The organism is Cryobacterium sp. TMT1-19 (assembly GCF_004403055.1).
GTDB classification, from domain to species: Bacteria; Actinomycetota; Actinomycetes; order Actinomycetales; family Microbacteriaceae; genus Cryobacterium; species Cryobacterium sandaracinum.
This window is the reverse complement of the sequence record NZ_SOHB01000033.1, coordinates 78,574-103,107: the sequence shown is the minus strand read 5'-3', so window position 1 is coordinate 103,107 and position 24,534 is coordinate 78,574. Positions and strand designations below refer to the sequence as shown.

At 66.0% G+C, this 24,534-nt stretch carries 20 protein-coding genes; 9 read left to right on the top strand and 11 right to left on the bottom strand.

Annotated elements, in window-relative coordinates:
- Positions 1–3 precede the first annotated feature (3 nt).
- The 3 genes from coxB to E3T40_RS09130 form a co-directional block, all read right to left on the bottom strand.
- Positions 4–891: a cytochrome c oxidase subunit II gene (gene coxB, locus E3T40_RS09140; protein WP_134543182.1), complete on the bottom strand. Its 888-nt coding sequence runs from the start codon at positions 889–891 to the stop codon at positions 4–6.
- A gap of 178 nt (positions 892–1,069) precedes the next feature.
- Positions 1,070–1,426 carry an iron-sulfur cluster assembly accessory protein gene (locus E3T40_RS09135; RefSeq protein WP_104171123.1) on the bottom strand — a complete coding sequence of 119 codons (357 nt, stop codon included), beginning with the start codon at positions 1,424–1,426 and terminating at the stop codon, positions 1,070–1,072.
- A 137-nt stretch (positions 1,427–1,563) separates the two neighbouring features.
- Positions 1,564–2,985, bottom strand: coding sequence for a dipeptidase (locus tag E3T40_RS09130; RefSeq protein ID WP_104171122.1), 1,422 nt, complete (start codon positions 2,983–2,985; stop codon positions 1,564–1,566).
- 37 nt (positions 2,986–3,022) lie between these two features.
- Here E3T40_RS09130 and E3T40_RS09125 point away from each other — a divergent pair, with 37 nt between their 5' ends.
- On the top strand, positions 3,023–3,619 hold the full coding sequence (locus E3T40_RS09125) for a DUF3043 domain-containing protein (RefSeq protein ID WP_241981726.1): 597 nt from the start codon (positions 3,023–3,025) through the stop codon (positions 3,617–3,619).
- 20 nt (positions 3,620–3,639) lie between these two features.
- Here E3T40_RS09125 and E3T40_RS09120 read toward each other — a convergent pair whose 3' ends face one another.
- Positions 3,640–4,785, bottom strand: a complete 1,146-nt coding sequence (locus E3T40_RS09120) for an alkaline phosphatase family protein (protein ID WP_198411968.1) — start codon at positions 4,783–4,785, stop codon at positions 3,640–3,642.
- Between the two features lie 91 nt (positions 4,786–4,876).
- Here E3T40_RS09120 and E3T40_RS09115 point away from each other — a divergent pair, with 91 nt between their 5' ends.
- Together E3T40_RS09115 and E3T40_RS09110 are read left to right on the top strand one after the other, a co-directional pair.
- Complete coding sequence (locus E3T40_RS09115) at positions 4,877–7,360, top strand: DNA topoisomerase (ATP-hydrolyzing) subunit A (protein WP_134543181.1); 2,484 nt, start codon at positions 4,877–4,879, stop codon at positions 7,358–7,360.
- 54 nt (positions 7,361–7,414) lie between these two features.
- The gene (locus E3T40_RS09110) at positions 7,415–8,113 is read left to right on the top strand and encodes an SDR family oxidoreductase (protein WP_134543180.1); all 699 of its coding nucleotides are present in this window, start codon (positions 7,415–7,417) and stop codon (positions 8,111–8,113) included.
- Positions 8,114–8,131: 18 nt separating this feature from the next.
- Here the strand turns inward: E3T40_RS09110 and E3T40_RS09105 are convergent, their stop codons facing one another.
- Positions 8,132–10,213 (bottom strand): type IIA DNA topoisomerase subunit B, encoded by a 2,082-nt coding sequence (locus E3T40_RS09105; RefSeq protein ID WP_104171118.1) that lies wholly within the window; start codon positions 10,211–10,213, stop codon positions 8,132–8,134.
- A gap of 172 nt (positions 10,214–10,385) precedes the next feature.
- Here E3T40_RS09105 and E3T40_RS09100 point away from each other — a divergent pair, with 172 nt between their 5' ends.
- The gene (locus E3T40_RS09100) at positions 10,386–10,622 is read left to right on the top strand and encodes a hypothetical protein (RefSeq protein ID WP_104171117.1); all 237 of its coding nucleotides are present in this window, start codon (positions 10,386–10,388) and stop codon (positions 10,620–10,622) included.
- A gap of 55 nt (positions 10,623–10,677) precedes the next feature.
- Here the strand turns inward: E3T40_RS09100 and E3T40_RS09095 are convergent, their stop codons facing one another.
- The 5 genes from E3T40_RS09095 to E3T40_RS09075 form a co-directional block, all read right to left on the bottom strand.
- Positions 10,678–11,406, bottom strand: coding sequence for a type 1 glutamine amidotransferase (locus E3T40_RS09095; RefSeq protein ID WP_104171116.1), 729 nt, complete (start codon positions 11,404–11,406; stop codon positions 10,678–10,680).
- Positions 11,403–12,626, bottom strand: coding sequence for a MurT ligase domain-containing protein (locus tag E3T40_RS09090; protein ID WP_104171115.1), 1,224 nt, complete (start codon positions 12,624–12,626; stop codon positions 11,403–11,405). Before E3T40_RS09090 ends, E3T40_RS09095 begins: the two co-directional genes overlap by 4 nt.
- A gap of 53 nt (positions 12,627–12,679) precedes the next feature.
- Complete coding sequence (locus E3T40_RS09085; RefSeq protein WP_104193663.1) at positions 12,680–13,987, bottom strand: RNA polymerase sigma factor; 1,308 nt, start codon at positions 13,985–13,987, stop codon at positions 12,680–12,682.
- Positions 13,988–14,218: 231 nt separating this feature from the next.
- Positions 14,219–15,553, bottom strand: a complete 1,335-nt coding sequence (locus tag E3T40_RS09080; protein WP_104193664.1) for a nitrate/nitrite transporter — start codon at positions 15,551–15,553, stop codon at positions 14,219–14,221.
- A gap of 54 nt (positions 15,554–15,607) precedes the next feature.
- Positions 15,608–16,531: a proteasome assembly chaperone family protein gene (locus E3T40_RS09075; RefSeq protein ID WP_134543179.1), complete on the bottom strand. Its 924-nt coding sequence runs from the start codon at positions 16,529–16,531 to the stop codon at positions 15,608–15,610.
- Positions 16,532–16,627: 96 nt separating this feature from the next.
- Here E3T40_RS09075 and E3T40_RS09070 point away from each other — a divergent pair, with 96 nt between their 5' ends.
- The 3 genes from E3T40_RS09070 (at position 16,628) to E3T40_RS09060 (ending at position 21,179) form a co-directional block, all read left to right on the top strand.
- Positions 16,628–18,115, top strand: a complete 1,488-nt coding sequence (locus E3T40_RS09070) for a leucyl aminopeptidase (protein ID WP_104193666.1) — start codon at positions 16,628–16,630, stop codon at positions 18,113–18,115.
- Positions 18,116–18,214: 99 nt separating this feature from the next.
- Positions 18,215–19,585, top strand: coding sequence for a dihydrolipoyl dehydrogenase (gene lpdA / locus E3T40_RS09065; protein WP_104171110.1), 1,371 nt, complete (start codon positions 18,215–18,217; stop codon positions 19,583–19,585).
- Between the two features lie 70 nt (positions 19,586–19,655).
- Positions 19,656–21,179 (top strand): 2-oxo acid dehydrogenase subunit E2, encoded by a 1,524-nt coding sequence (locus E3T40_RS09060; protein ID WP_134543178.1) that lies wholly within the window; start codon positions 19,656–19,658, stop codon positions 21,177–21,179.
- Positions 21,180–21,208: 29 nt separating this feature from the next.
- Here E3T40_RS09060 and E3T40_RS09055 read toward each other — a convergent pair whose 3' ends face one another.
- Positions 21,209–22,783 (bottom strand): protein kinase, encoded by a 1,575-nt coding sequence (locus E3T40_RS09055; protein WP_166786611.1) that lies wholly within the window; start codon positions 22,781–22,783, stop codon positions 21,209–21,211.
- A 109-nt stretch (positions 22,784–22,892) separates the two neighbouring features.
- On the opposite strand from E3T40_RS09055, the gene lipB reads away from it, so the two are divergent.
- Complete coding sequence (gene lipB / locus E3T40_RS09050; protein ID WP_134543176.1) at positions 22,893–23,528, top strand: lipoyl(octanoyl) transferase LipB; 636 nt, start codon at positions 22,893–22,895, stop codon at positions 23,526–23,528.
- The gene (lipA, locus tag E3T40_RS09045; RefSeq protein WP_104101966.1) at positions 23,525–24,514 is read left to right on the top strand and encodes a lipoyl synthase; all 990 of its coding nucleotides are present in this window, start codon (positions 23,525–23,527) and stop codon (positions 24,512–24,514) included. The genes lipB and lipA overlap by 4 nt, the downstream gene beginning before the upstream one ends.
- The last annotated feature ends 20 nt before the right edge of the window (positions 24,515–24,534 follow it).

Genomic DNA, 24,534 nt, shown 5'->3' with positions numbered 1-24,534 from the left:
GGACTAGTTGCCCTCCTGCTCGGTTGGTGCTGTCGTTCCCGGCAGATTTTGGTTGCGTGCATAATCGAGGCCGAGCTGGCCGTCGTTGCCTGCAGCACGCAGGGAGTCGATGTACGACTCGTAGTCTGCCTCGGACACGACCTCGACCTTGAAGAGCATCAGCGAGTGATTCTCGCCGCACAGTTCGGCACACTTTCCGTCATAGGTGCCGATGCGCTCCGGGATGATCGACATGTAGTTGGTCTTGCCGGGGATCATGTCTTTTTTGTACAGGAAGTCAACGACCCAGAATGAGTGGATGACGTCGCGGGCGTCGAGCGCCAGTTCAACCTTCTGGCCGACCGGCAGGACGAGCGTGGGAATCTCAGACTGAACCAGCGAACCGGCGGGGCCGTCGACGTCGGGCTGGCCCTGGATGCCGGCACTGTAGACGTCTTCGTTGACGTAGTTGAAGTCCCAAGCCCACTGCTTGCCGATGACCTGGATTTTGACCTCCGGCTCATCGAAACGAGCCTCGATCTCTGCCTGGTCCCGCGCGGTGAAGGCGAAGAAGCCGACCACGAGAATAAGGGGAACGACCGTGTAGAAAATCTCGATCGGCATGTTGTAACGAAGCTGCACCGGAAGGCCGGTCTGACCCTTGCGGCGGCGGTAGACAACGACGGCCCAGATGATGAGCCCCCAGGTGATGAGCCCCACAATCATCAGAACGATCCATGATGTGGTCCACAGCCCGGAAATGCGCTCCGTCTGGTTGGTTACCGCCGGCTCACCCTCGATGAAGCCGGGGAGGTAACCATGAAGCTGGGCTTGCGAGCAACCTGCGAGAACGAGGGCCAACGACGCTGCGATCGGAATTGCAGCCCATCGGAGACGATGGTTTTTGCGCACCAGTAACCTTTCGGTGAGACTCGACGACACTTAACTGGAAGTGCTTCTATAGACTCCCAGCCTACTGCGGGTGGCACGTTCCGTTGTGCAAGAACCGGCCTCCGAGATAACGAATTCGCCGCCAGTCATAGTATTTGCGACGATACGAGCCCGTCGCGCTTTGTCTGGCGCCGGTGGGTCAGCTGAAGGAATCTCCACATGCGCAACTTCCGCCGGCGTTCGGATTGTCGATCGTGAACCCCTGCTTTTGGATGGTGTCCTCGAAGTCGATGGATGCCCCGTCCAGGTAGGGGACACTCATTTTGTCAACGACGATCTCGACCCCATCGAAGTCGACGAGAGCGTCACCGTCGAGTAGCCTCTCGTCGAAATAGAGCTGGTAGATGAGGCCGGAGCAGCCGCCGGGTTGAACGGCAACGCGCAGGCGGAGGTCCTCGCGGCCTTCCTGGGCGAGCAGGCTGCGTACCTTGTCAGCGGCGGTGGCGCTCAGGCCCACGCCATGGGCGGCTGTGCTGGCGGCGACTGTGTCGGTCATGGTGCTCCTCAGTGTTCGAGTCGTTTTCACACGGTCTTTCGCGGCGGCTGAATGTCCGCTGGTGGCCACGAAGATTGTACCGACCACAACCGGGAATACACCATCTGCATTCCCGGATTTCTGCGCTCTCGGTCGGGTCAGCTCCCGGTGCGCTGATTCAGACGGCCGAGTAGGAAGGCCTCACTGAGGATGGCCCGCTTGAACACTCCGAGATGCAGAGATTCGTTGGGGCTGTGCGCCCTGGAATCCGGGTCCTCGACCCCGGTGACCAAGATCTGAGCATCCGGAAACACCCGCACCAGGTCGGCGATGAAGGGGATGGACCCGCCGACGCCGATGTCCACCGGGCTTTCGCCCCAGGCTTCGGCCATGGCGCTCCGCGTCTCAGCGACGGCCCAGCCGCCCGTGTCGACCAGGAAGGCCTCCCCCGTGTCGACGTCATCGATGTCGATCCGGGCGCCGAATGGAGCCTTGGCGTGCAGATGCGCCTCGAGCGCACGGAACGCCTCGTCCGCCGACTGACCGGGAGCGATCCGGGTGCTTAGGCGAACGGTGACGGCCGGGGTGAGCGTGTTCGACGCGTTGGCCACGGACGGCGCGTCGATCCCGGTGATTGTGATGGCCGGCTGGGACCAGATCCGGCTGAGCACCGAGCCGTGACCGATCGGGCCGACGCCGTCGGTGAGCCCGGTTTCCAGGCGGAGCTGCTCCACCGAGTAGTCCGGAGTCGGAACATCGATGCTCGTCAGCCCGCGGACGGCGACGGCGCCGTCGTCGGCGTACAGGCTGTCGAGCAGACGAACGACGGCCATCATCGCGTCGGGAACCGCTCCCCCGAACATGCCCGAGTGCGACGCGTGGTCAAGGGTGCGTACCGTCAGTCGGAACGTGACATTGCCGCGCAGCGCCGTGGTCAGTGCGGGGGTGTTGATGTCCCAGTTGTTCGAATCTGCGACGACGATGGCGTCCGCGCGCAGGGACTCCCGGTTCTCCTCCAGGAAGGTGGCGAAGGACCGGCTGCCGAACTCTTCCTCGCCTTCGATGAAGAGCGCCAGGCCGAGGTCGAAATCGGGTCCTTCTGCTTCCACGAGAGCTCGGATCGACGCGATGTGGGCCATGACTCCCGCCTTGTCGTCCGCCGCACCGCGTCCGTAGAGGCGGTCGCCACGCACGGTCGGTTCGAACGGGTTGGAGTCCCAGTCCGCATCCTGGCCGGGAGGTTGCACATCGTGGTGCGCATAGAGCAGAACCGTCGGGCGCCCGTTGCGTGCCGCGCGCGTGGCCAAAACGGCCGGATGGCCGAGTTCGGCACCGCCCGGGATCCCGGCCCGCTTGATCTCGACCGATTCGAACACCCCGAGGTCGCGGACCAGGACCGCTACGGCATCCGCGCTGGTGGTCACCTGAAGTGCGTCGAAGGCATCCCAGGAGACGGAGGGAATCCGCACCAGGGAGCACAGGTCGGCAATGGTCGTGGGAAGGCCGCGTTCGACTGCCGCACGAAGAGCCGGGGCGGCCGGTGAGATTGCCGGGGGCGCTGTTTCTCGAATATCGGTCATCAGGTAATCTTAAGGCAACCAATTGCAAGGAACTGATGTGGCTAAGCCTGTGAACCCAGACGCACAACCATCCATGGAGACCCCGGACGAGACCAGGTCTCGCCTCGCGGCCACCCACCCTGTCGGCAAAGGGCAGGCGACGCCCAGCCGCAAGCAGCAAGAGGCTCTGAATCGGCGCCCGCTTGTTCCAGATGACCGCAAGCTCGCGGCCAAGCAGGCCAGAGGCAAGGCCGCCGAGGCTCGCGAGCGTGCCCGGGTGGGTATGGCTGCCGGAGATGAGAAGTTCCTCCCCGTGCGCGACCGCGGTGTGCAGAAGCGCTTCGTGCGCGACTTTGTCGACGCCCGCTTCAACGTGGGCGAATTCATGATTCCGGTGATGTTTCTGGTCATCCTGCTCAGCGTATTTCCCGACGCGGCCGTGCAGACGTACGGAATCCTGGGCCTGTGGGCCTTCGTCATCGTCGCCGTTGTCGACTCCGTCATCCTGGGCTTTATCGTCACGCGCAAGCTCAATGCCAAGTTCGGCGCTGAGAAAGCCGAGCGTGTGCGCTGGTACGCAGCGATGCGTGCACTGCAACTGCGTGTGCTTCGCCTGCCGAAACCACAGGCCAAGCGCGGCCGCTACCCCGCCTGACGCCGGAACTTCTCACGCGCTCAGGCGGAGAAGGTCCCCGACCTGATCAGGGGCACGCGGAGTTCCTCGTCCGTCAGCGATCCGTGCTGACCGACCATCGAACGTGCGGACTGATTCGGCTCGCGGGAGTCGTAGTAGGCGATGAGCTTGCGTGCGGCCACGATCACGTCGCCGATACGAGGCAGGACCTCGGGTGCTACATCGCCGAACAGCCCGGACTCGACTGCTTCCGCGCGGCTGAAGACCCAGGCGCGGTGGCCTTCAATACCGCGCCACGTATCGGCGAGGGCCGCGCCTGAGTCGGAACCGAGTTCGGGTTCGAGGTAGAGGTGCAGGCACCGGGGATCCCCGCCGATGTGGCGGACGCCGCCGATGAGTTCGGGGACCGTGTCGAAGAGCACGTGTCTGGTCATCGGGACGTCGATGATTCCGTGGTCGGCCGTGACCAGGAGACCCTCATCGGCTTTCAGTGCGGCTGCGAAGCGGGCGGCCGCGCCGTCGAGGTTCTCCAGCGCGGCCAACCACCGTTCGGACTCCCAGCCGTGCGCGTGTGCGGCCACATCCAGCTCGGGGACGTAGACGTAGACGAGGGCGCGCGGCTCGGTGTCCAGAAGGTGTCGCGCGGCGGCAAACCTGTCGGACACGCTCTCCGCGGGCACGTAGTGCGCGCCGCGAAGCGCCGCCTGGGTGAAGCCGGATGTGGTGTACCGGCGGGGTCCGATGGCGAAACCGGGGATGCCGGCATCCGCGGCCCGTTCGAAGACGGTGCGCGCACGCTGCCAGGTCTCCGGTCGCATGTCGTCGTCCCAGCCGGTCAGCTGGTTCACCACACGGTCCCGGTCGGCGTCTCGGACCCGGTAGCCGACGAGTCCGTGCTGCCCGGGTGCGACACCCGTGGTAAGGGTCGTGATGCCTGCAGCCGTGGTGGATGGGAAGACGCCGTCGACCACGCTGGACTTGGTCAGCAGCGAGTTCAGGAATCGGGCGTGCCCGGGACGGGCTCGGAGGGAACTGACGCCGAGGCCGTCCGCCAGAAGGACGACCGCCTTGTTCGTCTGGCCGAGGTCCAGAATGTTGGAAAGGCCCTCGATCGATGACAGGGAACTTGTGAGAACGTCGGCAAGGCGCAGGGTGCCGAATTGGCGGGCCGGTAGCATGGGGGGCATCGTGCCAAGTCTGACATAGACAGGGCCGGATCGATCCAGCGCCTACCCGACAGCGCGCGTCCCTCAACGCACGCCTCAGCAGAATTCACGAATGAGCCGTTCAGACAGCACCACGCCCGCCACGTTCACCGAGCGCATCGAAGACGTCGATGTCTCCACCGAGATGCAGGGCTCGTTCCTCGAATACGCCTACTCGGTCATCTACTCCCGGGCGCTCCCGGACGCCCGGGACGGGCTCAAGCCAGTGCAACGGCGCATCCTGTATCAGATGAGCGAGATGGGGCTCCGCCCCGATCGCGGCCACGTCAAGTCGGCGCGGGTCGTTGGCGAGGTCATGGGAAAGCTGCACCCGCATGGCGACACCGCGATCTATGACGCTCTCGTGCGCATGGCGCAGGCGTTCACGCTCCGGGTCCCTTTGATCGACGGCCACGGCAACTTTGGCTCGCTCGATGACGGGCCGGCCGCCCCGCGGTACACCGAGGCCAGGCTGGCCGCGCCGGCCCTGGCCATGACGGAAAACCTCGACGAGGACGTCGTCGACTTCGTACCCAACTACGACAACCAGCTCACCCAGCCGGACGTTCTCCCGGCCGCCTACCCCAACCTGCTCGTCAACGGCGCGAGCGGTATCGCCGTCGGCATGGCCACCAACATGGCTCCGCACAACCTGATCGAGGTCGTCGGCGCGGCACGTCATCTGCTCGCCCACCCAAACGCGACCCTCGAAGACCTGATGGAGTTCGTCCCGGGGCCTGACCTGCCCACCGGCGGCACGATCGTCGGGCTGACGGGAATCATGGATGCCTACGCCACCGGGCGCGGCAGTTTCAAGACCCGGGCGCGGGTATCCGTCGAAGCCATCACCGCCCGCAAGGCCGGTCTCGTAGTCACCGAACTTCCCTATCTGGTCGGGCCCGAGCGGGTCATCGAGAAGATCAAGGACGGGGTCAATTCCAAGAAGCTCAGTGGCATCTCCGATGTCACCGATCTGACGGACCGCACCAAGGGACTCCGTCTCGTCATCGGGATCAAGACCGGTTTCAGCCCGGAGGCCGTGCTCGAGCAGTTGTACCGGGTGACCCCGCTCGAGGACTCCTTCAACATCAATGCGGTGGCCCTCGTCGACGGCGGCCCGCAGACACTGGGTCTGCGGGAACTCCTGCTCGTCTACATCGGACACCGAATCGAGGTCGTGACCCGGCGCTCGGCCTACCGACTGGCCCGACGAACGGAGCGTCTGCATCTCGTCGAAGGCCTAATGGTGGCAATCCTGGACATCGACGAGGTGATCCAGGTCATCCGCGCCAGCGACGACAGCGAGCAGGCGCGCGCCAAGCTGATCGACGTTTTCGACCTGAGCCAGATTCAAGCCGAGTACATTCTCGAGCTCCGCCTGCGGCGCCTGACCCGCTTCTCGCGCATCGAACTCGAAACCGAGCGGGATCAGCTGCTGGCGGAGATCGCGGCGCTGAAGAAGCTTCTCGGCAGCAGGGCCTCCATCCGCACCCTGGTGTCCGACGAACTGGCCTCGGTGGCCGAGCGTTTCGGCACGCCGCGGCGAACCCTGTTGACCGAGGCCAAGGCGAGTGTCGCCGGCGCCAACAGCGCCGCCGCCAAGCGGAAGGCCGCCATCCTCGAGGTGACGGACACCCCGACCCGGGTCTACCTCAGCGTGACGGGCAAGATCGCCCGGGTGGAGATTCCGGCCGGCACCACTGTCCAGCCGGAGCGGATCACCCCGGCTCAGAGGCGCAGCAAGCATGACGCCGTCCTGTCCGTTCTGGACACGACCAGTCGCACCGAGATCGGAGCGGTCACCAGCCTGGGACGGCTCATCCGCTTCTCCCCCGTCGACCTCCCCTTGCTGCCGCCGACCTCGGTCCAGCTCGGGGCCGGCGTACGCGTGCGCGACTACCTAGCCCTGCCCAACACAGCGGAGAAGATCGTCGCGCTCGTCGCGCTCGATTCCAAGCATTCGATCGTTCTCGGGACCAGACAGGGCATCGTGAAGCGCGTCACCCCCGGCGACTGGGCAAACAAACCCGATTTCGAGATCATCGCGCTGAAGCCCAAGGACATGGTGGTCGGCGCGGCGCAGGGTGCGGAAGACGACGAACTCGTCTTCATCGCCTCCGACTCACAGCTATTGCGCTTTCCTGCCGGGTCGGTGCGCCCGCAGGGGCGCACCGCCGGCGGTATGGCGGGCATCAAACTGGCCGCGGACGCGCACGTGGTGTATTTCACCAGCGTGGAAACGCACGGCGCGGCGGCGCTCGTGGTTGCGACCGTCGCGACCGGCAGCCACACCCTGCCCGGAACAGACCCGGGCAGCGCCAAAGTGTCCGACTTCTCCGAGTACCCGGCGAAAGGCCGGGGAACGGGTGGGGTGCGCTCCCAGCGGTTCCTGAAAGGCGAGGACACCGTCTCCGTCGCGTGGGTGGGGCCTCTGCCGGCCCGGGCGGTCGCGTCGGACGGCACACCCCGCATGCTTCCTGAATCAGGGTCGCGGCGTGATGCGTCCGGGGCCATGCTCGACTCCGTGATCGGCGCCATCGGCGCCCGGATCGGCTGACGCCCGAGCGCGATCTCCAGCCATGTGCGGAGGGTGGTGCGTTATGGTGGCCAAATGACACACCTCGACGATTCCGTCATTCTCGTCCTCGGCGCCTCGGGGGGTCTGGGAAGTGAAATTGCCCGACTTCTGGCTGCCGGCGGCGCCCGACTCGTCCTGAGCGGACGCAACCAGGCGAAACTTGAGGCGCTCTCGATTCCCGGAACCCCGCTCGCCGCCGACCTCACCGATCCGGACGCAATCACGACCCTCGTCGCCGACGCGATCAGCGTGAACGGACGGCTCGACGGCATCGTCAACGCGTCGGGGGTCGTTGCCTTCGGACCGGCGATCGAGGTGAGCGATGAGACGCTCGCCGAGCTGTTCGCCGTGAACACGCTGGCACCGATCCGCCTGCTCCGCGCGGCTCGGGCCGCGCTGAGCGAATCCGCCGAGCAGGGGCGAGAGCCCTTTATCGTCACCCTCAGCGGCGTCGTCAGCGAGAGCCCCACTGCCAATCTTGCCGCATACTCGGCGTCCAAGGCCGCCCTCGCTGCCTTCGGACAGGCCGCCGGCCGGGAACTGCGGCGTAGCGGCATCCGCATTCTGGACGCGCGGCCCGGTCACACCGAGACCGACCTCTCCACTCACCCGATCTCCGGAATCGCCCCGCGCCTGCCGGCCGGCTACCCTCCGGTCGTCGTCGCCCAGCGCGTCGTCGACGCCATCATCAACGGCGAACGCGACCTGGCAAGCACATCGTTCCACTCGTAGGCCCCCCGGTCACGGGCGTCACACGTCGATACGGTCGCGACTCAGTTTGTCCGAGCTCTCGATGATGAATTCCTTGCGCGGCGCGACGTCGTTGCCCATCAGGAGCTCGAAGACGTTGCCGGCCATCTCCGCGTCGGCGACCCGCACGCGGCGCAGCGTGCGATGCGCCCGCTCCATCGTCGTCGTCGCGAGCTGGTCGGCATCCATTTCGCCGAGGCCCTTGTAGCGCTGGATCGGATCCTGGTAGCGCTTGCCGCTTTTCTTGAGTCCGGCGAGCACGGCCTGAAGCTCCACCTCCGAATACGTGTAGATGGTCTCGTTCGGCTTCGTGCCCGGGTTCATCACCACGACCCGGTGGAGCGGCGGTACGGCCGCGAAAACGCGTCCCTCCGTGATCATCGGGCGCATGTAGCGGAAGAACAGGGTGAGCAGCAGCGTGCGGATGTGCGCGCCGTCGACATCCGCGTCGCTCATGATGATGACCTTGCCGTAGCGCGCGGCTGACAGGTCGAAACTTCGTCCGGACCCGGCGCCGATCACCTGGATGATCGACGCGCACTCGACGTTCGACAGCATGTCGGCAACGGATGCCTTTTGCACGTTCAGGATCTTGCCGCGAATGGGGAGGAGTGCCTGGTGCTCGCTGTCCCGGGCGAGCTTGGCCGTGCCCAGGGCGGAATCTCCTTCGACGATGAAGAGCTCGCTCGTCGAGACATCATTGCTGCGGCAGTCGACCAGTTTCGCGGGCAGGGACGAGCTCTCCAACGCGTTCTTCCGGCGCTGGGTTTCCTTGTGGGCGCGAGCCGAGATTCGCGATTTCATCTCGGCCACGATCTTGTCCAGCACCACCGCGGCCTGCGTTTTGTCGTCGCGCTTCGTGGACACGAAACGCTCGTTCATGGCTTGGGCGACGACGTTGGCCACGATGGCGCGAACCGCGGGGGTGCCAAGCACCTCCTTGGTCTGCCCCTCGAATTGAGGCTCGGGCAGCCGCACGGTGAGCACGGCTGTGAGGCCGGCCATCACGTCGTCCTTCTCCAGCTTGTCCGACCCCATTTTGAGCCGTCGAGCGTTCAGCTCGACCTGCGCTCGCAAGAACTTGAGCAGGCCCGCGTCGAACCCGGCCTGGTGCGTTCCGCCCTTCGGGGTGGCGATGATGTTCACGAAGCTGCGGACAGTCGTATCGTAACCTGTCCCCCAACGGAGGGCGATGTCCACGGCACAGTCCCGGACCAGCTCGGTGGGCACCATGGCGCCCGTCGGGGTCAGCACCGGGACAGTCTCCCGGAAGGTCCCGTTTCCGGTCAGTCGCCAAGTGTCGGTGATCGGGCTGTCGGTGGCGAGGTGATCGACGAACTCCGAGATCCCGCCCTCGAACATGAAGGACTCGAGCACGTGCACGTCTGTGCGCTCGTCTACGATCTCGATCCCCAGGCCCGGGACGAGAAAGGCCGTCTGACGCGCTCGCTCGAGCAATTCCTCGGTCTGAAACGACGCACCCTTCGTGAAGATCTGACGGTCGGCCCAGTAGCGCACCCGCGTCCCGGTCACACCGCGCTTGACCTTGCCGATGACGCGTAGTTCGCTCTGCTTCTCAAAAGGCGTGAACGGCGCGTCGGGGCTCTTCTTCCCCGAGTCCGCGAAAATCCCGGGTTCGCCGCGGTGGAACGACATGGCCCAGGTCTTGCCGTCACGGTCGACCTCGACATCGAGGCGCTCGGACAGGGCATTGACGACGGATGCGCCCACGCCGTGGAGGCCACCGGACGCGGCATACGATCCGCTGCCGAATTTGCCGCCGGCGTGCAGTTTGGTGAAGACGACCTCGACACCGGTCAGTCCCGTCTTCGGCTCGATGTCAACCGGAACGCCCCGAGCCGTGTCGCGCACCTCCACGCTCTCGTCAGCATGGAGCACGATGTCGATGCTGGTGCCGAAGCCGCCCAGTGCCTCGTCGACCGAGTTGTCGATGATCTCCCAGAGACAGTGCATGAGGCCGCGCGAGTCGGTGGACCCGATGTACATGCCCGGGCGTTTGCGAACCGCTTCCAGCCCTTCGAGGACTGACAGGTGGCGGGCAGAATAATCAGAAGAACTCACAACGGTCAAGAATACCGAACCAACGCCCTTCCCCGGTCATCAACACCCGATTGAAGTGCGCTACGCGGTGAGCGAAATAACGGGCAACCGACTCGATAACCTTGCCAGACCGTGTTTCCATTAGGTACAGGTTAAATTGGTATCAGTTGGTATCAGTCTGGAGGAGGAAACCATGTCCCAGATCGCAGCCGAAAATGGTGCCATCAATCACGAGAAGGCTCCCCACCAGCTCACCGCGGCAGACCGCTGTGATGCATGTGGAGCGCAGGCCTACATTCGTGTGGTCGTGAACAACAGCGAACTGCTGTTCTGCGCGCACCACGGCCGTAAGCACCAGGAGAAGCTCGCCGCCATCGCGGACAGCTGGCACGACGAGTCGAGCCGCCTCCTTGAGGACCAGCGCTCCTAGCGGTATCGGTCGGCCTCAGGCAGCTCGAACTGTCCCGCGACCGGCCGATGGGCATCTACTCCATGGGGAGTCCGAGCCGCACCGCGATCTGATTGCGTGCGGCTTGTGCCATGTCGTCGGCAGCCAGCGAATGGTCACCGGGCAAATACTCATGAACGATACGAGCTAGGGCCGTACGCAGCAGGTGATCGGCCAGCCCGGGGTTTTTGGCGAGAACGGGACCGTGAAGATGGGTCCCGACGACGCTACCCATGACCAGTCCCTCCGTACCCGCGCCATTGCCCGTTCCGGAGATCACCTGGCCGAGCGGCGCCGCCTCGCCACCGACATAGCTGCGCTGATGATTCTCGAAACCGATCAGACGTCCGAACCGGGAGGCGACCACGATGTCTTCCGTGGCCCGTGCCGGCATCGGAACAGCGCGACCGGCCACGATGCCCAGCCCCTCGACAACGGATCCGTCGGCGAGTTCGATGCCCCAGCTCAGAAGTTCCCAGCCGGTTCCGACCAGGAGGATGGGGACACCCGCGGTGGCCCAGGTGCGCAGCTCCGTGGTCATCGTCGCGAGGATGTCCCTGGCGCGCACCATGTCGGAGTCGGAGCCCGATCCGATGACGACGGCATCGACCTGGTCCGGCAGATCGGCCGCGGAGCGCACCTCCACGACCGTGGCGTCGGCACCGGCCCATCGGGCCCGCTGGGCGAGAACGCGGGCGTTGGCGGCATCGCCATTGGTGCCCAGGAGCTCGGGAAGCAGCGACACGATCGAGAGCGGACGGGTCATTCCTGCTCCTCCTTGTTGGTGACGAGCCCCAAGTATGTCCTGGTGCGTCGCATGGAGTCTGCGGAGAAGATGATCGTCTTCAAACCAGTCAGTGGTTCGGGCAGAGCCAGGAAATCATCCAGGGCCAGGCCCAGGTTCGGCTCGATGCGGTCGACGACGACGTCGTCGTACACCAGCTGGAGGGCGATGTCGTGCGCCTTCGAACCGGATGCAATGCGGACCCGGCCCAGACCCGAGGTGTTGACGGGCCAGAAGTAGGACGGGTCGCGCACGTCTGACCCGATTGCGATGAGAATCTGCTCGGTCTTTGGCTCGAGGCTGTCGACGTTCAGTTGGAAACTGGCCGGGTTCTGCACCAGCACGAATTCAACCTGCTGGCCGCGAACCGTGACGATCTCACCACGGCCGAAGACCGGTGGGATGGCCGAGATGGCGTTGATGGCCAGCACCGGGTCGAAGCGGTCGCCGAGTGCGGCCTGCGCCGTGCACAGCGCTGTCAAGGCGTCGACGGCATAATGCGTTCCGCGGGCAGGCAGCCCGAGCGGGTAAACCACACCCGCAATGCTCACGGTGGCGCGGCGGCCCTGCACTGAGGTGAGGAGCATCCCCTCCCCCGCGTCCAGCCTGGTGGCGGTGGTCGCACTGTAGCCCAGGCCCCGCGGATTGTCGGCGAGAACGTCGGCGGAGACGCCGTAGCGCGCGACTGCCGAGGAGCCGGGTAGGCGTCCGGCGAGGTCGGTCAAATACTGGTCGTCCGCGTTGACCACGACGGTTCCGGTGGCGCTGGCGGCGATCTTGGCGAGCATGGCCGCGACCATGTTCGAGTCATGAAATCGGTCGATCTGGTCGACCATGACGTTCGTCAGCGCAACGACGCGCGGCGTCAACGTACCGGAGATCAGGGCTCCGTGGCCCTCATCCATCTCCAACACGGCGATGTCGCCCGCGATATGACCGCTCAGGCTGGCCTGCTCGAGTAGCGCGGAGGTCAGACCCTGGCTGATGTTGGCCGTGGACTGATTGGTGAAGACAACGCTGCCGTGAGCTCGGAGCGCCGCGACCAGCATCTTGGTCGTCGTTGATTTGCCGCTCGACCCGGTGACGATGACCAGGCCGCCGGGAAAGCTGTTCAGGCTGAGAGGAAGGAATCCGGGTGCGATCCTGTTGACGACGAGGCCAGGGATCGCGGATCCGCCGCCCGGCTTCCGCCAACGGGCCATTTTCCGTACGACTCGTCCCAGAAGAATCGCCGGTACGTAGCGCAAAACGCGCTCTACTCGAGGTAGTCGCGTAGGGACTGCGACCGTGAGGGGTGACGCAGTTTGGCCATGGTCTTGGACTCGATCTGACGGATGCGCTCACGCGTCACGCCGAACGTGTCGCCGATCTGGTCGAGGGTCTTCGGCATGCCGTCCCCGAGGCCGAAGCGCATGCGGATGACGCCCGCTTCTCGTTCGGAGAGCGAGTCGAGCAGGCTCTCCAGCTGCTTCTGCAACATCGTGAACCCGACGGCGTCCGCAGGCACGACGGCTTCCGTGTCCTCGATCAGGTCGCCGAACTCGCTGTCGCCGTCCTCACCGAGCGGAGTGTGCAGGGAGATGGGTTCGCGGCCGTATTTCTGGACTTCGACGACCTTCTCCGGGGTCATATCCAGTTCGCGGCTCAGCTCTTCCGGTGTGGGCTCCCGGCCGAGGTCCTGAAGCATCTGGCGCTGCACGCGGGCGAGCTTGTTGATGACCTCGACCATGTGCACCGGAATTCGGATCGTGCGGGCCTGGTCGGCCATCGCGCGCGTGATCGCCTGACGGATCCACCAGGTTGCGTAGGTGGAGAACTTAAAGCCCTTGGTGTAGTCGAATTTTTCGACGGCACGGATGAGGCCCAGGTTGCCCTCCTGGATCAGGTCGAGGAATTGCATGCCGCGGCCCGTGTAGCGCTTGGCGAGCGAGACGACCAGGCGAAGGTTCGCCCCCAGGAGGTGGCTTTTGGCGCGGGCGCCGTCTTTGGCGACCCACATGAGCTCGCGTCCAAGGGCGCTCTTCTTCTCGGCGTCGCTCATCTGGGACATCTTGTCTTCGGCGAAAAGCCCGGCTTCGATTCGCATCGCGAGCTCGACCTCTTCGGCGGCGTTCAGCAGGGCGACCTTGCCGATCTGCTTCAGGTAGTCCTTGACAGGGTCGGCCGTCGCACCGGTGATTGCGCTGGAGTAAACCGGCACCTCGTCGTCGTCGTCGACCAGTGACAGTACCAGGGCGCCGCTCGGGAGTGCCTCGGCGGATGCTGCGCGCTTCTTTTTGGCCTCGTCGGAGTCGTCGTCGGCATCCGCGTCATCGCCGCGTGCGGCCTCATCGTGTTCGTCAGATGCCGGCTTGGCCTTCGCCTTCGTGCTGGCGGCGCGCTTGCGCGGCGCGGGCTTCTCTTCACCGTTTGCTGCGGCAGCGGCCGCAGCAGCGGCCTTGGCCAGGGCGGCCTTGGTCGGCTTCTTCGCGGCGGCCTTGGCTGCCGGCGCAACTGCGTCTGGAACCGCAGTGGTGCTCACGGTGGACTCTTCGGTCTGCTCGATTTTTGTGCGGGTTGCCATTCGAACACCTCTCATGCCGTGGCTCGTGAACCTGCGGCGCTGCCAGGCGGGTCCCGACCGGGTGGGTATGGAGGGAGATGAGCCTGGGCAGTGTGGATTTTGGGCAGTACTAGGACCCATGTCAAGTCCCGGGCCATTCACACCGACACTGCTGTCGTTGCTCCCAGGACCAGAACGGGCCCTATTGACAATTATTGCATGCTTTGTGTAGGAGACAAGCCAGGCGCGCAGCTACTCCGGCTGCTGCCGCCGGCGCCAGGCCCGCGCCACGGCGACCCAGAGCGGCGCGACTTCCACTCCCTCGTCGCGGGACAGCTGGCTGCGGGTGCGGGCCCGGGCGTGCAGCAGAAAAATCACGCCGAGTCCCACAACCAGGAACTGCACGGAGAACGCAACCCGAAAGGAGTCGAGCGAATACAGATCGCTCGCCTCCCCCCTGGCGGTGCGCCAGCCGTCCTGAAGGTCAAGCAGTAGCCCGATCAGGTAGACCATCACGAAACTAGCGGTGAAGCCGCCCACGTTCACGACGCCGTTCGCTGAGCCGTGGCTGCGCTGGGGGTTGAAGGTGCGCGCGAAATCGAAGCCGATCAGTGAGCCGGGTCCCCCGATGCCAAGTGCGACGAGCAGCACCAGCATCAACCAGAACGGCGGCTGCAACGGCCACAGCAACACAGCGGCCCAGGCCGCGCCCATCAGCGCGACGACGCCCAGCACGATGGTGCTGCGGCGCAGCGGAAAGCGCGCCGTCAGGATCCCGAGGATCGGCCCGCACACCATGCCGGCACCCACCAGGACCATCAGCATCGCCGCGGCGAGGGACGGGTCGTAGCCAAGTCCGTACACCATGAAGGGGAACCCCCAGAGCAGGGTGAAGACGGTTCCGGAGGACTGTGTGACGTAGTGCGACCAGAAGCCGAGCTGGGTTCCGGGCCGTTTAAAACTGTGTGTGAGCTGCAGGAGCGCGCCACGCCAGCTGGTGGTCCGGTTCTGCATGGATGCGAGGTCCGGCTGGTCCTTCACCACGACGATGACCATGATGAGGGCCACCACGGCAACCGAGGCGGCGGAGAGGAACGTCGGCGTCCAGCCCCAGGTGTGCAGCACCCAAGCCAGCGGTAGGGCGGAGAGCACCTGGCCGAGCTGGCCGATGTTCCCCAGCCACTGCGAGAGCTGAGGAACGATGCGTCCGGAAAACCACGAGGCGATGAGACGAATCATAGAGATGAAGATGCCGGCGTCGCCGGCACCGACGAGGATGCGTCCGAGCACGGCAATCGAGATGTCGGGGGCGAAGGCGAGCGTGGTCTGACCGACCACCATCAGCCCTGTCCCGGAGGCCACCAGCACGCGAGGCCCGTACCGATCGATCAGGACGCCCACCGGAATCTGTGCCGCCGCATAGACGGCGAGTTGCACGACGGCGAGACTGGACAGCAGCGCGGCAGACCCGCCGAACCGCTCGGTGGCGGCGACACCGGCGATCCCGAGGGAAGAGCGCTGCAGGACGGCGGAGAGGTATGCGAACGATCCGACGTAAAAGATCAACCAGGAGCGGCGCGTGTTCATTGGCCCAAACTTACCCGGGCCGGAGCATCCGGATTCACGGCGACGCTCGACAGATCAGGCCGGCGAACCGTCGTCTCTGCTGCGCCGGGTGGCGAGGAAGTTCTCCAGTTCGGCGGCGATCTCGTCGGCGCTGGGCAATTCGCCGGCCTCGTCGGTCAGTGGGGAGCGCAGCGTGCTGCCCTCCATATAGGCGTCGTAGCGCTCTTCGAGCGTGCCGACGAGCTTGCCCAGCTCGGGGTTGTCCCGCACTTGCTTGTCGATGCGGGCGACGAATTCGCGATTCTTCTCTCGCACCCGATCGGTGGGGAAGATCAGCCCGGTGGAGGCACTTGTGCTGTCCAGCGCCGCGAGGGCGGCGAGGGGGAATTCCGTGTCGGCCAGATAGTGCGGGATCAGCAGTACGAACCCGACGACGGAGGCGCCAGCCTCCTGCAGCCGGTATTCCACCAGGTGCAGCGCGTTCGCCGGAACCTGGGTGTTCGGACGCCAGACCGACATGCTCTCGACCAGATCGGACCGGTTTCCGCTGACGGTCACGCCGATCGGACGGGTGTGCGGGACCGGCATCGGAATCGCGTGCACCCAGGTTGTGGAGGCCACCTTGAAGCGGCGCTCGAGCTGCAGCACCGCGGCGGTGAACTGTTCCCAGCGGAAATCCGGCTCGAAGCCGGTCAGAAGCAGGAACGGCTGGCCGATCTCGTCCCGGGCCTGGTACACCCTCAGGGCGGGAGGCTGATAGTCGGTGAGGTGGTCCTGGTCGAACTGGATGATCGGCCGCCGCGCCCGGTAGTCGAGCAGCACGTCGGCGTCGAAGGTCGCGACGACGGTGTGGTCAAGGGTTTCCAGAAGGTATTCCGCGAATTGCGAGACGGCACCACCGGCATCCGCGAAGCCCGTCAGACCCGCCACAAGGTGGAGCCCCTCCGGGACGTTTTGCGCGTCCGCAGTCAGCTCGTAAATGTCACCAGGATCCCGCATGACATTAACTGTAAGCGCCAAATTCCGGGTGGTGCGGGAATCGACGACCCCGCCGTGATGCCGAGAGCGAACACACCCGGAGCGTACGATCGGGGGATGAACGCACCCCGCCTGACCATATCCGCAGCACCCGCCCTCGAATCGGAGGTGGACGTTCTCATTGTCGGGGCGCTCCAGTCCGGCGACTCCGCCGCCCTGTTCGCTGACGCCGCCTTCGCCGGCCTCGCGGACCAACTCGCCCCCCTGGGTATCACGGGCGGTCGCGATCAGGTGGTGCGACTGCCTGCGTCGATCGGCAACGCCCGCAGCATCGCCGTTGTCGGAATCGGCAAGGAGGCCACGGTCGATGCGCTGCGCCATGCTGCCGGGTCGGCCGTTCGCCAGCTGACCGGCGTGACCTCGGTTGCCTTCGCCTTCCCCATGACCACGGATGCCCAAGCGGAGGCCGTCCTGGAGGGTGCCGCGCTCGGTGCGTATTATTACACCGCGTACCGGCAGAACTCGCTCGCCGCGACCAGGATCCCGGCGCAGGAGATCACGGTGCACACCGCCGCGGAGGCGGCCGGAGCCTCCGCCCGCGTCGGAGTCATCGCCGAGGCCGTCAACCTGGTCAAGGACCTGGTCAACATGCCGCCCTCCGACCTCTACCCGGAGGCACTCGCGCGCCTGTCCATGGACGCCGCCGCGGGCCTTCCCGTCGCCGTGCGCGTCTGGGACGAGGCGGAGCTGGCCGCGGATGGTTTCGGCGGGATCGCGGGCGTCGGCCAGGGTTCCAGCCGGCCGCCGCGCCTGGTCAAGGTCAGCTACACGCCGGAGGGCGCGACGCAGCACCTTGCCCTGGTCGGCAAGGGCATCACCTTCGACACCGGCGGACTCTCACTGAAGCCGCCGGCATCCATGGTCGGCATGAAATACGACATGACCGGCGCGGCGACCGTGCTGGCCGTGACCCTGGCGGCCGCCCGCCTGGGGCTCAACGTGCGCATCACCGCCTGGCTCTGCATCGCGGAGAACATGCCGTCCGGCTCGGCCATCCGACCCAACGACGTGTTGCGGATCCGCGGAGGCCGCACGGTCGAGGTGCTGAACACGGATGCGGAGGGTCGCCTGGTTCTTGCGGACGGTCTCGTCGCGGCCGGCGAGGAGTGCCCGGATGCGATCGTGGACGTGGCGACGCTGACCGGCGCCGCCCTCGTCGCACTCGGCACCCGCTACTACGCCGCCATGGGTGAGGATGCCCTGGTCGCCCGGGTGCTCACCGCCGGCAAATCGGTGGGTGAGCTGGTGTGGCCGATGCCGCTTCCCGAGGAACTGCGCCCTCTACTCAACTCGGATGTCGCCGACATCGCCAACGCGAAGATCGGCAGCACCCACGGCGGCATGCTGCTCGCCGGAGTATTCCTGCAGGAGTTCATCGGGACCCGCGGCAACGGGGACGGCACCGAGACGATCCCGTGGGCCCACCTGGACATCGCCGGGCCGGCCCACAACACCGGCAGCGGGTGGGGATTCACGAATGCCGGGCCGACCGGAATCTCGGTTCGGACTCTGCTCCGACTGGCCGAGGACTTTTCGCGCCCGTAGTACAGTCAAATGGGCGAGAAATCTCGCCCACTCTCGCCTGCCCGGATGCGTATCCTCGCTGCGGGCAGACCGGGTTGTGATGTATGAGGGAGTATCTGGGTGTCGGAACAGAATTTTGACCTTGTCGTTCTCGGCGGCGGAAGCGGTGGCTACGCGGCCGCATTGCGTGCCGTTCAGCTGGGGCTCACCGTTGGCCTGATCGAAAAGGGCAAACTCGGCGGAACCTGTCTGCACCTCGGTTGCATCCCGACCAAGGCACTCCTGCACTCGGCCGAGGTGGCCGATGTCAGCCGCGACGCCGCGAAGTACGGTGTCAAAACGCAGTTCGAGGGCATCGACATGCCAGCCGTGAACGCGTTCCGCAAGAGTATTGTGGCGTCGAAGTTCAAGGGGCTGCAGGGTCTGATCAAGTCGCGCGGCATCACAGTGATCGAAGGTGAAGGTCGATTGATTTCGCCGAACACCGTGCAGGTCGGTGCCAACACCATCGTGGGTAAGAACATCGTCCTCGCGACAGGCTCCTACTCCCGCTCCCTGCCGGGGCTCGCCATCGGCGGTCGAGTCATGACCAGCGAGCACGCCCTGGAGCTCGAGTTCGTCCCGAAGAAGGTCGCCGTGCTCGGCGGCGGCGTCATCGGCGCCGAATTCGCGAGCGTCTGGAAGTCCTTCGGTGCCGACGTCACCATCATCGAGGCACTTCCCCACCTGGTTCCCAACGAGGAAGAGTCCATCTCCAAGCAGCTGGAGCGCGCCTTCCGAAAGCGTGGCATCGAATACTCGCTCGGCATCCGGTTCCAGAGCGTCACTCAGCACGAGAACGGCGTCGTCATCACCCTGGAGGACGGCACCATCATCGAGGCGGAGATTCTGCTCGTCGCCGTCGGGCGTGGCCCGTCGACCGCCGGACTCGGCTTCGAGGAGGTCGGCGTCACCATGGACCGCGGCTTCGTCCTGACCGACGAGCGCCTCGCGACCAACATCCCCGGCGTCTTCGCCGTGGGCGACATCGTCCCCGGCCTGCAGCTCGCGCACCGCGGATTCCAGCAAGGCATCTTCGTCGCCGAGGAGATCGCCGGTCTCAACCCGATCGTCGTCGACGACCTCAACATCCCCAAGGTCACCTATTGCGACCCGGAGATCGCCTCCGTCGGCTACTCGGAGGCCAAGGCTGCCGAAAAGTTCGGCGCCGACCAGATCTCCACCGTCGAGTACAACCTGGGTGGAAACGGCAAGAGCTCCATCCTCGGCACGAGTGGCTCCATCAAGCTCGTCCGGGTCAAAGACGGCCCCATCCTCGGTGTCCACATGATCGGCGCCCGCGTCGGCGAGCTGATCGGTGAGGGACAGTTGGTGGTGAACTGGGAGGCCTACCCGGAAGACATCGCCCCGTTCCTTCACGCGCACCCCACCCAGAACGAGGCACTCGGCGAGGCCTTCCTGGCGCTGGCCGGCAAGCCGCTTCACGCGTAGCCGCCGAACCTCTGCATTCAGACACTCAGTACTCTAATTACAGACAATACGTTTTGAAGGAGACAATCGCATGAGCGAATCCGTTAACCTCCCGGCACTCGGTGAGAGTGTCACAGAGGGTACGGTCACCCGCTGGCTGAAGAACGTGGGAGACCGCGTCGAAGTCGACGAGCCGCTGCTGGAAGTATCGACCGACAAGGTGGACACGGAAATCCCGTCCCCCATTGCCGGCGTGATCGAGGCCATCCTGGTTCAGGAAGATGAGACCGTCGAGGTCGGAACTCCGCTGGTCATGATCGGTGACGGTTCCGGCGCCTCCACTCCCGTCGCGGAAGCGCCTGCGCCGGTGGACGCTCCCGAGCCCGTCGCGGAAGCTCCGGCACCGGTGGCGGCCCCCGCACCCGTGGCGGCACCCGCACCCGTGGCGACACCCGCACCCGTGGCGACACCCGCACCCGTGGCGGCACCCGCACCCGTGGCGGCACCCGCACCGGTCGCGGCACCCGCACCGGTCGCGGCACCCGCACCGGTCGCCGCACCCGAACCCGTCGCTGCACCCGCACCGGTGTTCGCGCCCACACCGGTCGCGGCACCCGTTGCTGCTGCGGCTCCTGCCGCTGCACCCGTCGCCGCCCCGGCACCTGCCGCTTACCCCGTGGTCGCGCCGGAGCCGGCCGTCTCCCGCGGATCGCACGCGGGAACATCCGGCTACGTCACCCCCATCGTCCGCAAACTCGCGAACGAGGCCGGTGTCGATCTGTCCCGCGTGGTCGGAACCGGTGTCGGTGGACGCATCCGCAAGGAGGACATCGCGCTCGCCCAGGCCAGCGCTCCCGTCGGGACGGCTGCAGCAACAGCTCCGGCCGTGGAGGTTTCCGCCCTGCGCGGGACCACCCAGCCCATGTCGCGTCTGCGCAAGGTCGTCGCCGAGCGCGCCGTCATCTCGATGCAGTCATCGGCTCAGCTGACCACGGTGGTCGAGGTCGACGTCACCCGGGTCGCGGTTCTTCGCGACCAGGTGAAGGCCGATTTTCACGCCAAGACGGGCAACAAGCTGTCCTTTCTGCCGTTCTTCGCTCTCGCTGCAGCCGAGGCACTTCAGGCCAACCCAATCATCAACGCCACCATCGACGGCGACACGATCGTGTTCCCGAGCCAGGAGAACATCAGCATTGCGGTCGATACCGAACGCGGCCTGCTGACCCCGGTCGTGCGCAACGCGGGCGAGCTCGATCTGGCCGGATTCGCCGCTCAGATCGCCGACCTCGCCCAGCGCACCCGCGACAACAAACTCAAGCCCGACGAACTGTCTGGTGGAACGTTCACACTGACCAACACCGGTTCGCGCGGTGCGCTCTTCGACACCCCGGTCGTCTTCCTGCCGCAGAGCGCCATCCTCGGCACCGGGGTTGTCTACAAGAAGCCCATCGTCGTCAGCCAGGGTGGCCTCGACGCGATCGCGATCCGCTCGACCGTGTTCCTGGCTCTGTCCTATGATCACCGCATCATTGACGGCGCGGATGCTTCACGCTTCCTCGTCACCATGAAGCAGCGTCTCGAGGCAGGTGCCTTCGAAGCAAACCTCGGCATCTAGTCGATGTCGTCCGTGAGACCGGACCTTGACTAGTAGTCGAAAATATCCCTGATTCGCCAGCCGGCCTCGCCCTTGATCACAAGGACCGAGGCCGGCTGTCGTTCTGCATCCGGGGCCTGAAGCGACACGAGCGCGACATCCCCCATTCGCTCCACCAGAACCGCCGCCCACGACGACCAATCCTCGAATTCGGCGACCTCGTCGCCCTGTTGCATCATGAGCAGGGTGAAGCTGTCGGCCGCCAGAGCCGCCGATTGCGCCTGGTGCACGGCATCGAGGCAGACCACCGAAACCTCCGCAAGGCACCGGCTGCGGACCCGCAGCAGGGCAGGAAGCGCGACCACCGGGTCGTCGCCGGTCACCACGGCTTCCTCTCGGGGGGACCCGTCACCGCCTACTTCGTCGCCGTCAGCGGTGGTCGACTCGGCCGGCTTTGAGGAGCCCTCCGGCCGCGCTCCGTCGGTGTGCGCGGATCCACCCGCGGCCAGCGCCGTCACCGCCAGTCCCGTACTCAACAGGGCCACGAGGGCCACGAGGAGCAGCGGCCCACGGCGGAGGCGGAACCGCCGGCCCAGCAGCGACTTCAGCCCACCGGTCGGGTGACCTTCCCACAGCCGGCGAACCGCCGTGCGAGCACGCGAGACCCGGCTGCCGAGCATCCGTTTGGCTCGGGGATCCTCTGCGGCAAGGCGGACCTTCTCCGTGGGAGCACGTCCGACGAAATCGCCAATCAGAGGTCTCCGGAGCCAGTCGACGGCCGGTTGCGGCCCGCTGACGGCCTCGGGGCTCCGACCCAGCCTCACCGGCACGGCCTCGGCCCAGGCGAACAGGAGATGCTCGACCTCGCCCCAGGTGCAGGCCGCCGAGCCAGCGGCCGGCACCGCGCACCACCGTTCCAGGTCGCGGAGGACCGTCGGGACCGGCACGACGGGATCGACGTGGTCGAGCACCGTCCGGATGACCTGCGCGAGCCGGCCGTGCACCAGGGCGAGCGCCTCGGACCGCCCGCGACCGGCCTCGGGCAGCGCCCGGAGCTCTCCCAGCCCGGTCAGGACCGGGCGCCCGCTGGAGTCGAAGAGAATGCTCGCGAGGCTGACGGCCGGATGGATCAGGCCGATGGCCTGCAGCTCCGCCAATGCGGCCGCGATCGGGGCCAGGATCGTGACCGCCTCCCCGGGAAGCAAGTGACTGCGGCCCTCCAGAAAGCCGCTCAGCGACCCGCCCGTGAGCTGTTCCAGTACGAGGCAGGTGCGGCCATCGGCCAGGGTGCCGACATCGACGAGCGTGGTCAGCCGTCCGACCGTCAGGGTGGTCAGGGCTTGGACCTCCCGTTCGATCGAGAGGTCCTCCGTTCCCGGATGGAAGACCTTGAGCACGACGGACGTCGTGGAGCCACCCTGCTCCCACCCCCGCGCCTCGTCCCCGGTCGAGGTCGACGGGGACGGCGCCACGCCCACATACAGGTCGGACCGGTCGGTTGACGCCAAGCGCCGCAGAACGCGGTAGCCTGCGACCAATGCGGGGCCGCCGCCGGGTACCGAGCCGGTCGAGTGGGGCAGGGACGCGGGCCCCGGATTGCGGACGCGTCGACCGCGAGTTCTCATACCGGACATGCTGGCCTCGCCGCTCCCCTCCCGGCCGACCCGGACTCGGTTCGGGGACAACCGGGCCGCCAACCTCGTGGGGAGGAACGCCGGGGTTTAGGATGAGTGCATGCTCGACTTTGTCGTCGCGGGGCTAAGCGCCAACTCCGTGCCGTATGTTGAGGGCCTTGAGCTCCAACGCGCAGTCCACCGTTCCGTCGTCTCCGGGGAGAGGCCGGACACCGTCATCTTTCTCGAACATCCGAGCGTGTATACCGCCGGGAAGCGCACAGCTCCCGAGGAGCGTCCCCGAAACGGAACCCCCGTCATCGACGCGGACCGCGGTGGGAAGATCACCTGGCACGGCCCCGGGCAGCTGGTCGGGTATCCGGTCACTCGCCTCCGGGAGCCCGTCGACGTCGTCGGCTACGTGCGCCTCCTCGAGGGGATCCTCATCGACGCCCTCCTGGGCTTCGACATCGTCGGCTGCCGAATCTCGGGCCGTTCAGGAGTCTGGGTCGGCCCGGAGGGCCGGGAAGACAAAATCGCCGCCATCGGAATCCGCGTCGCGGAAGGAGTGACCATGCACGGCTTCGCCCTCAACTGCAACAACTCGCTCGAACCCTACGACCACATCATCGCCTGCGGGATCAAGGACGCCGGCGTCACCACCATCTCGAGAATGGTCGGCCACGACGTGAACCCGGCCGACCTCATCACCCCCATCACGGCCCAGTTCGAGACCGTCTGGGCGGTGTCCGCATGAGCGCGGCGCCCGAGGGACGCAAGATGCTCCGCCTTGAGATCCGCAATATGGAAACGCCGATCGAACGTAAGCCCGCCTGGATCAAGACGGTGGCGAAGATGGGACCGGAGTACCGCAAGCTCCAAAACCTGGTGAAGGGCGAAAACCTGCACACCGTGTGCCAGGAGGCCGGCTGCCCTAACATCTTCGAATGCTGGGAAGACCGCGAGGCGACCTTCCTGATCGGCGGGTCACAGTGCACGAGGCGGTGCGACTTCTGCCAGATCGATACCGGCAAACCTGCCGAGTACGACACGGATGAGCCGCGCCGCGTCGCGGAATCCGTCGTCAAGATGAATCTGCGCTACGCCACGGTGACGGGCGTCGCCCGCGACGACCTGCCCGACGAGGGCTCCTGGCTCTACGCGGAGACCATCCGGCAGATCCACCAGCAGAGTCCCGGAACCGGCGTTGAGATTCTGGTCCCGGACTTCTCCGGCAACCCGGACCACCTCGGCGAGGTCTTCTCCGCCCAGCCCGAGGTCTTCGGCCACAATGTGGAGACCGTCCCGAGAATCTTCAAGCGAATCCGGCCGGCATTCCGCTACGAACGGTCCCTGGACGTCCTCACCCAGGGCCGCGATGCGGGACTTATCACGAAATCGAATCTGATCCTGGGCATGGGTGAGGAGCGCGCGGAGGTCAGCCAGGCCCTCCAGGACCTGCACGACGCCGGGACCGACATCATCACGATCACCCAGTATCTGCGGCCGAGCGCGCGTCATCTGCCCGTGGCCCGCTGGGTGAAGCCGGAGGAGTTCGTCGAACTCAAGGAGGAAGCCGAGGCCATCGGTTTCCTTGGTGTGCTCTCCGGCCCGCTTGTGCGCTCGTCCTATCGGGCGGGCCGGCTCTGGGCCCAGTCCATGCTGGCGACCGGTCGCGAGGTTCCGCCGCAACTGCGCCACCTGGCGGACGCATCCCTCGGGTTCGCGCAGGCGGTCTCCTGATCAAAAATCGGTCACGAGAC

Excerpts from the sequence above, each read along its gene's own strand:
- lipA (WP_104101966.1), top strand. The coding sequence starts at position 23,525 with ATGAGCGCGGCGCCCGAGGGACGCAAGATGCTCCGCCTTGAGATCCGC.
- E3T40_RS09085 (WP_104193663.1), bottom strand. The coding sequence starts at position 13,987 with ATGGCAACCCGCACAAAAATCGAGCAGACCGAAGAGTCCACCGTGAGC.
- E3T40_RS09120 (WP_198411968.1), bottom strand. The coding sequence starts at position 4,785 with ATGCCCCCCATGCTACCGGCCCGCCAATTCGGCACCCTGCGCCTTGCC.
- E3T40_RS09060 (WP_134543178.1), top strand. The coding sequence starts at position 19,656 with ATGAGCGAATCCGTTAACCTCCCGGCACTCGGTGAGAGTGTCACAGAG.
- E3T40_RS09095 (WP_104171116.1), bottom strand. The coding sequence starts at position 11,406 with ATGACCCGTCCGCTCTCGATCGTGTCGCTGCTTCCCGAGCTCCTGGGC.
- E3T40_RS09130 (WP_104171122.1), bottom strand. The coding sequence starts at position 2,985 with ATGACCGATATTCGAGAAACAGCGCCCCCGGCAATCTCACCGGCCGCC.
- E3T40_RS09135 (WP_104171123.1), bottom strand. The coding sequence starts at position 1,426 with ATGACCGACACAGTCGCCGCCAGCACAGCCGCCCATGGCGTGGGCCTG.
- E3T40_RS09055 (WP_166786611.1), bottom strand. The coding sequence starts at position 22,783 with ATGAGAACTCGCGGTCGACGCGTCCGCAATCCGGGGCCCGCGTCCCTG.
- E3T40_RS09115 (WP_134543181.1), top strand. The coding sequence starts at position 4,877 with ATGAGCCGTTCAGACAGCACCACGCCCGCCACGTTCACCGAGCGCATC.
- E3T40_RS09070 (WP_104193666.1), top strand. The coding sequence starts at position 16,628 with ATGAACGCACCCCGCCTGACCATATCCGCAGCACCCGCCCTCGAATCG.
- lipB (WP_134543176.1), top strand. The coding sequence starts at position 22,893 with ATGCTCGACTTTGTCGTCGCGGGGCTAAGCGCCAACTCCGTGCCGTAT.
- E3T40_RS09080 (WP_104193664.1), bottom strand. The coding sequence starts at position 15,553 with ATGAACACGCGCCGCTCCTGGTTGATCTTTTACGTCGGATCGTTCGCA.
- E3T40_RS09110 (WP_134543180.1), top strand. The coding sequence starts at position 7,415 with ATGACACACCTCGACGATTCCGTCATTCTCGTCCTCGGCGCCTCGGGG.
- E3T40_RS09090 (WP_104171115.1), bottom strand. The coding sequence starts at position 12,626 with ATGGCCCGTTGGCGGAAGCCGGGCGGCGGATCCGCGATCCCTGGCCTC.
- E3T40_RS09075 (WP_134543179.1), bottom strand. The coding sequence starts at position 16,531 with ATGCGGGATCCTGGTGACATTTACGAGCTGACTGCGGACGCGCAAAAC.
- E3T40_RS09100 (WP_104171117.1), top strand. The coding sequence starts at position 10,386 with ATGTCCCAGATCGCAGCCGAAAATGGTGCCATCAATCACGAGAAGGCT.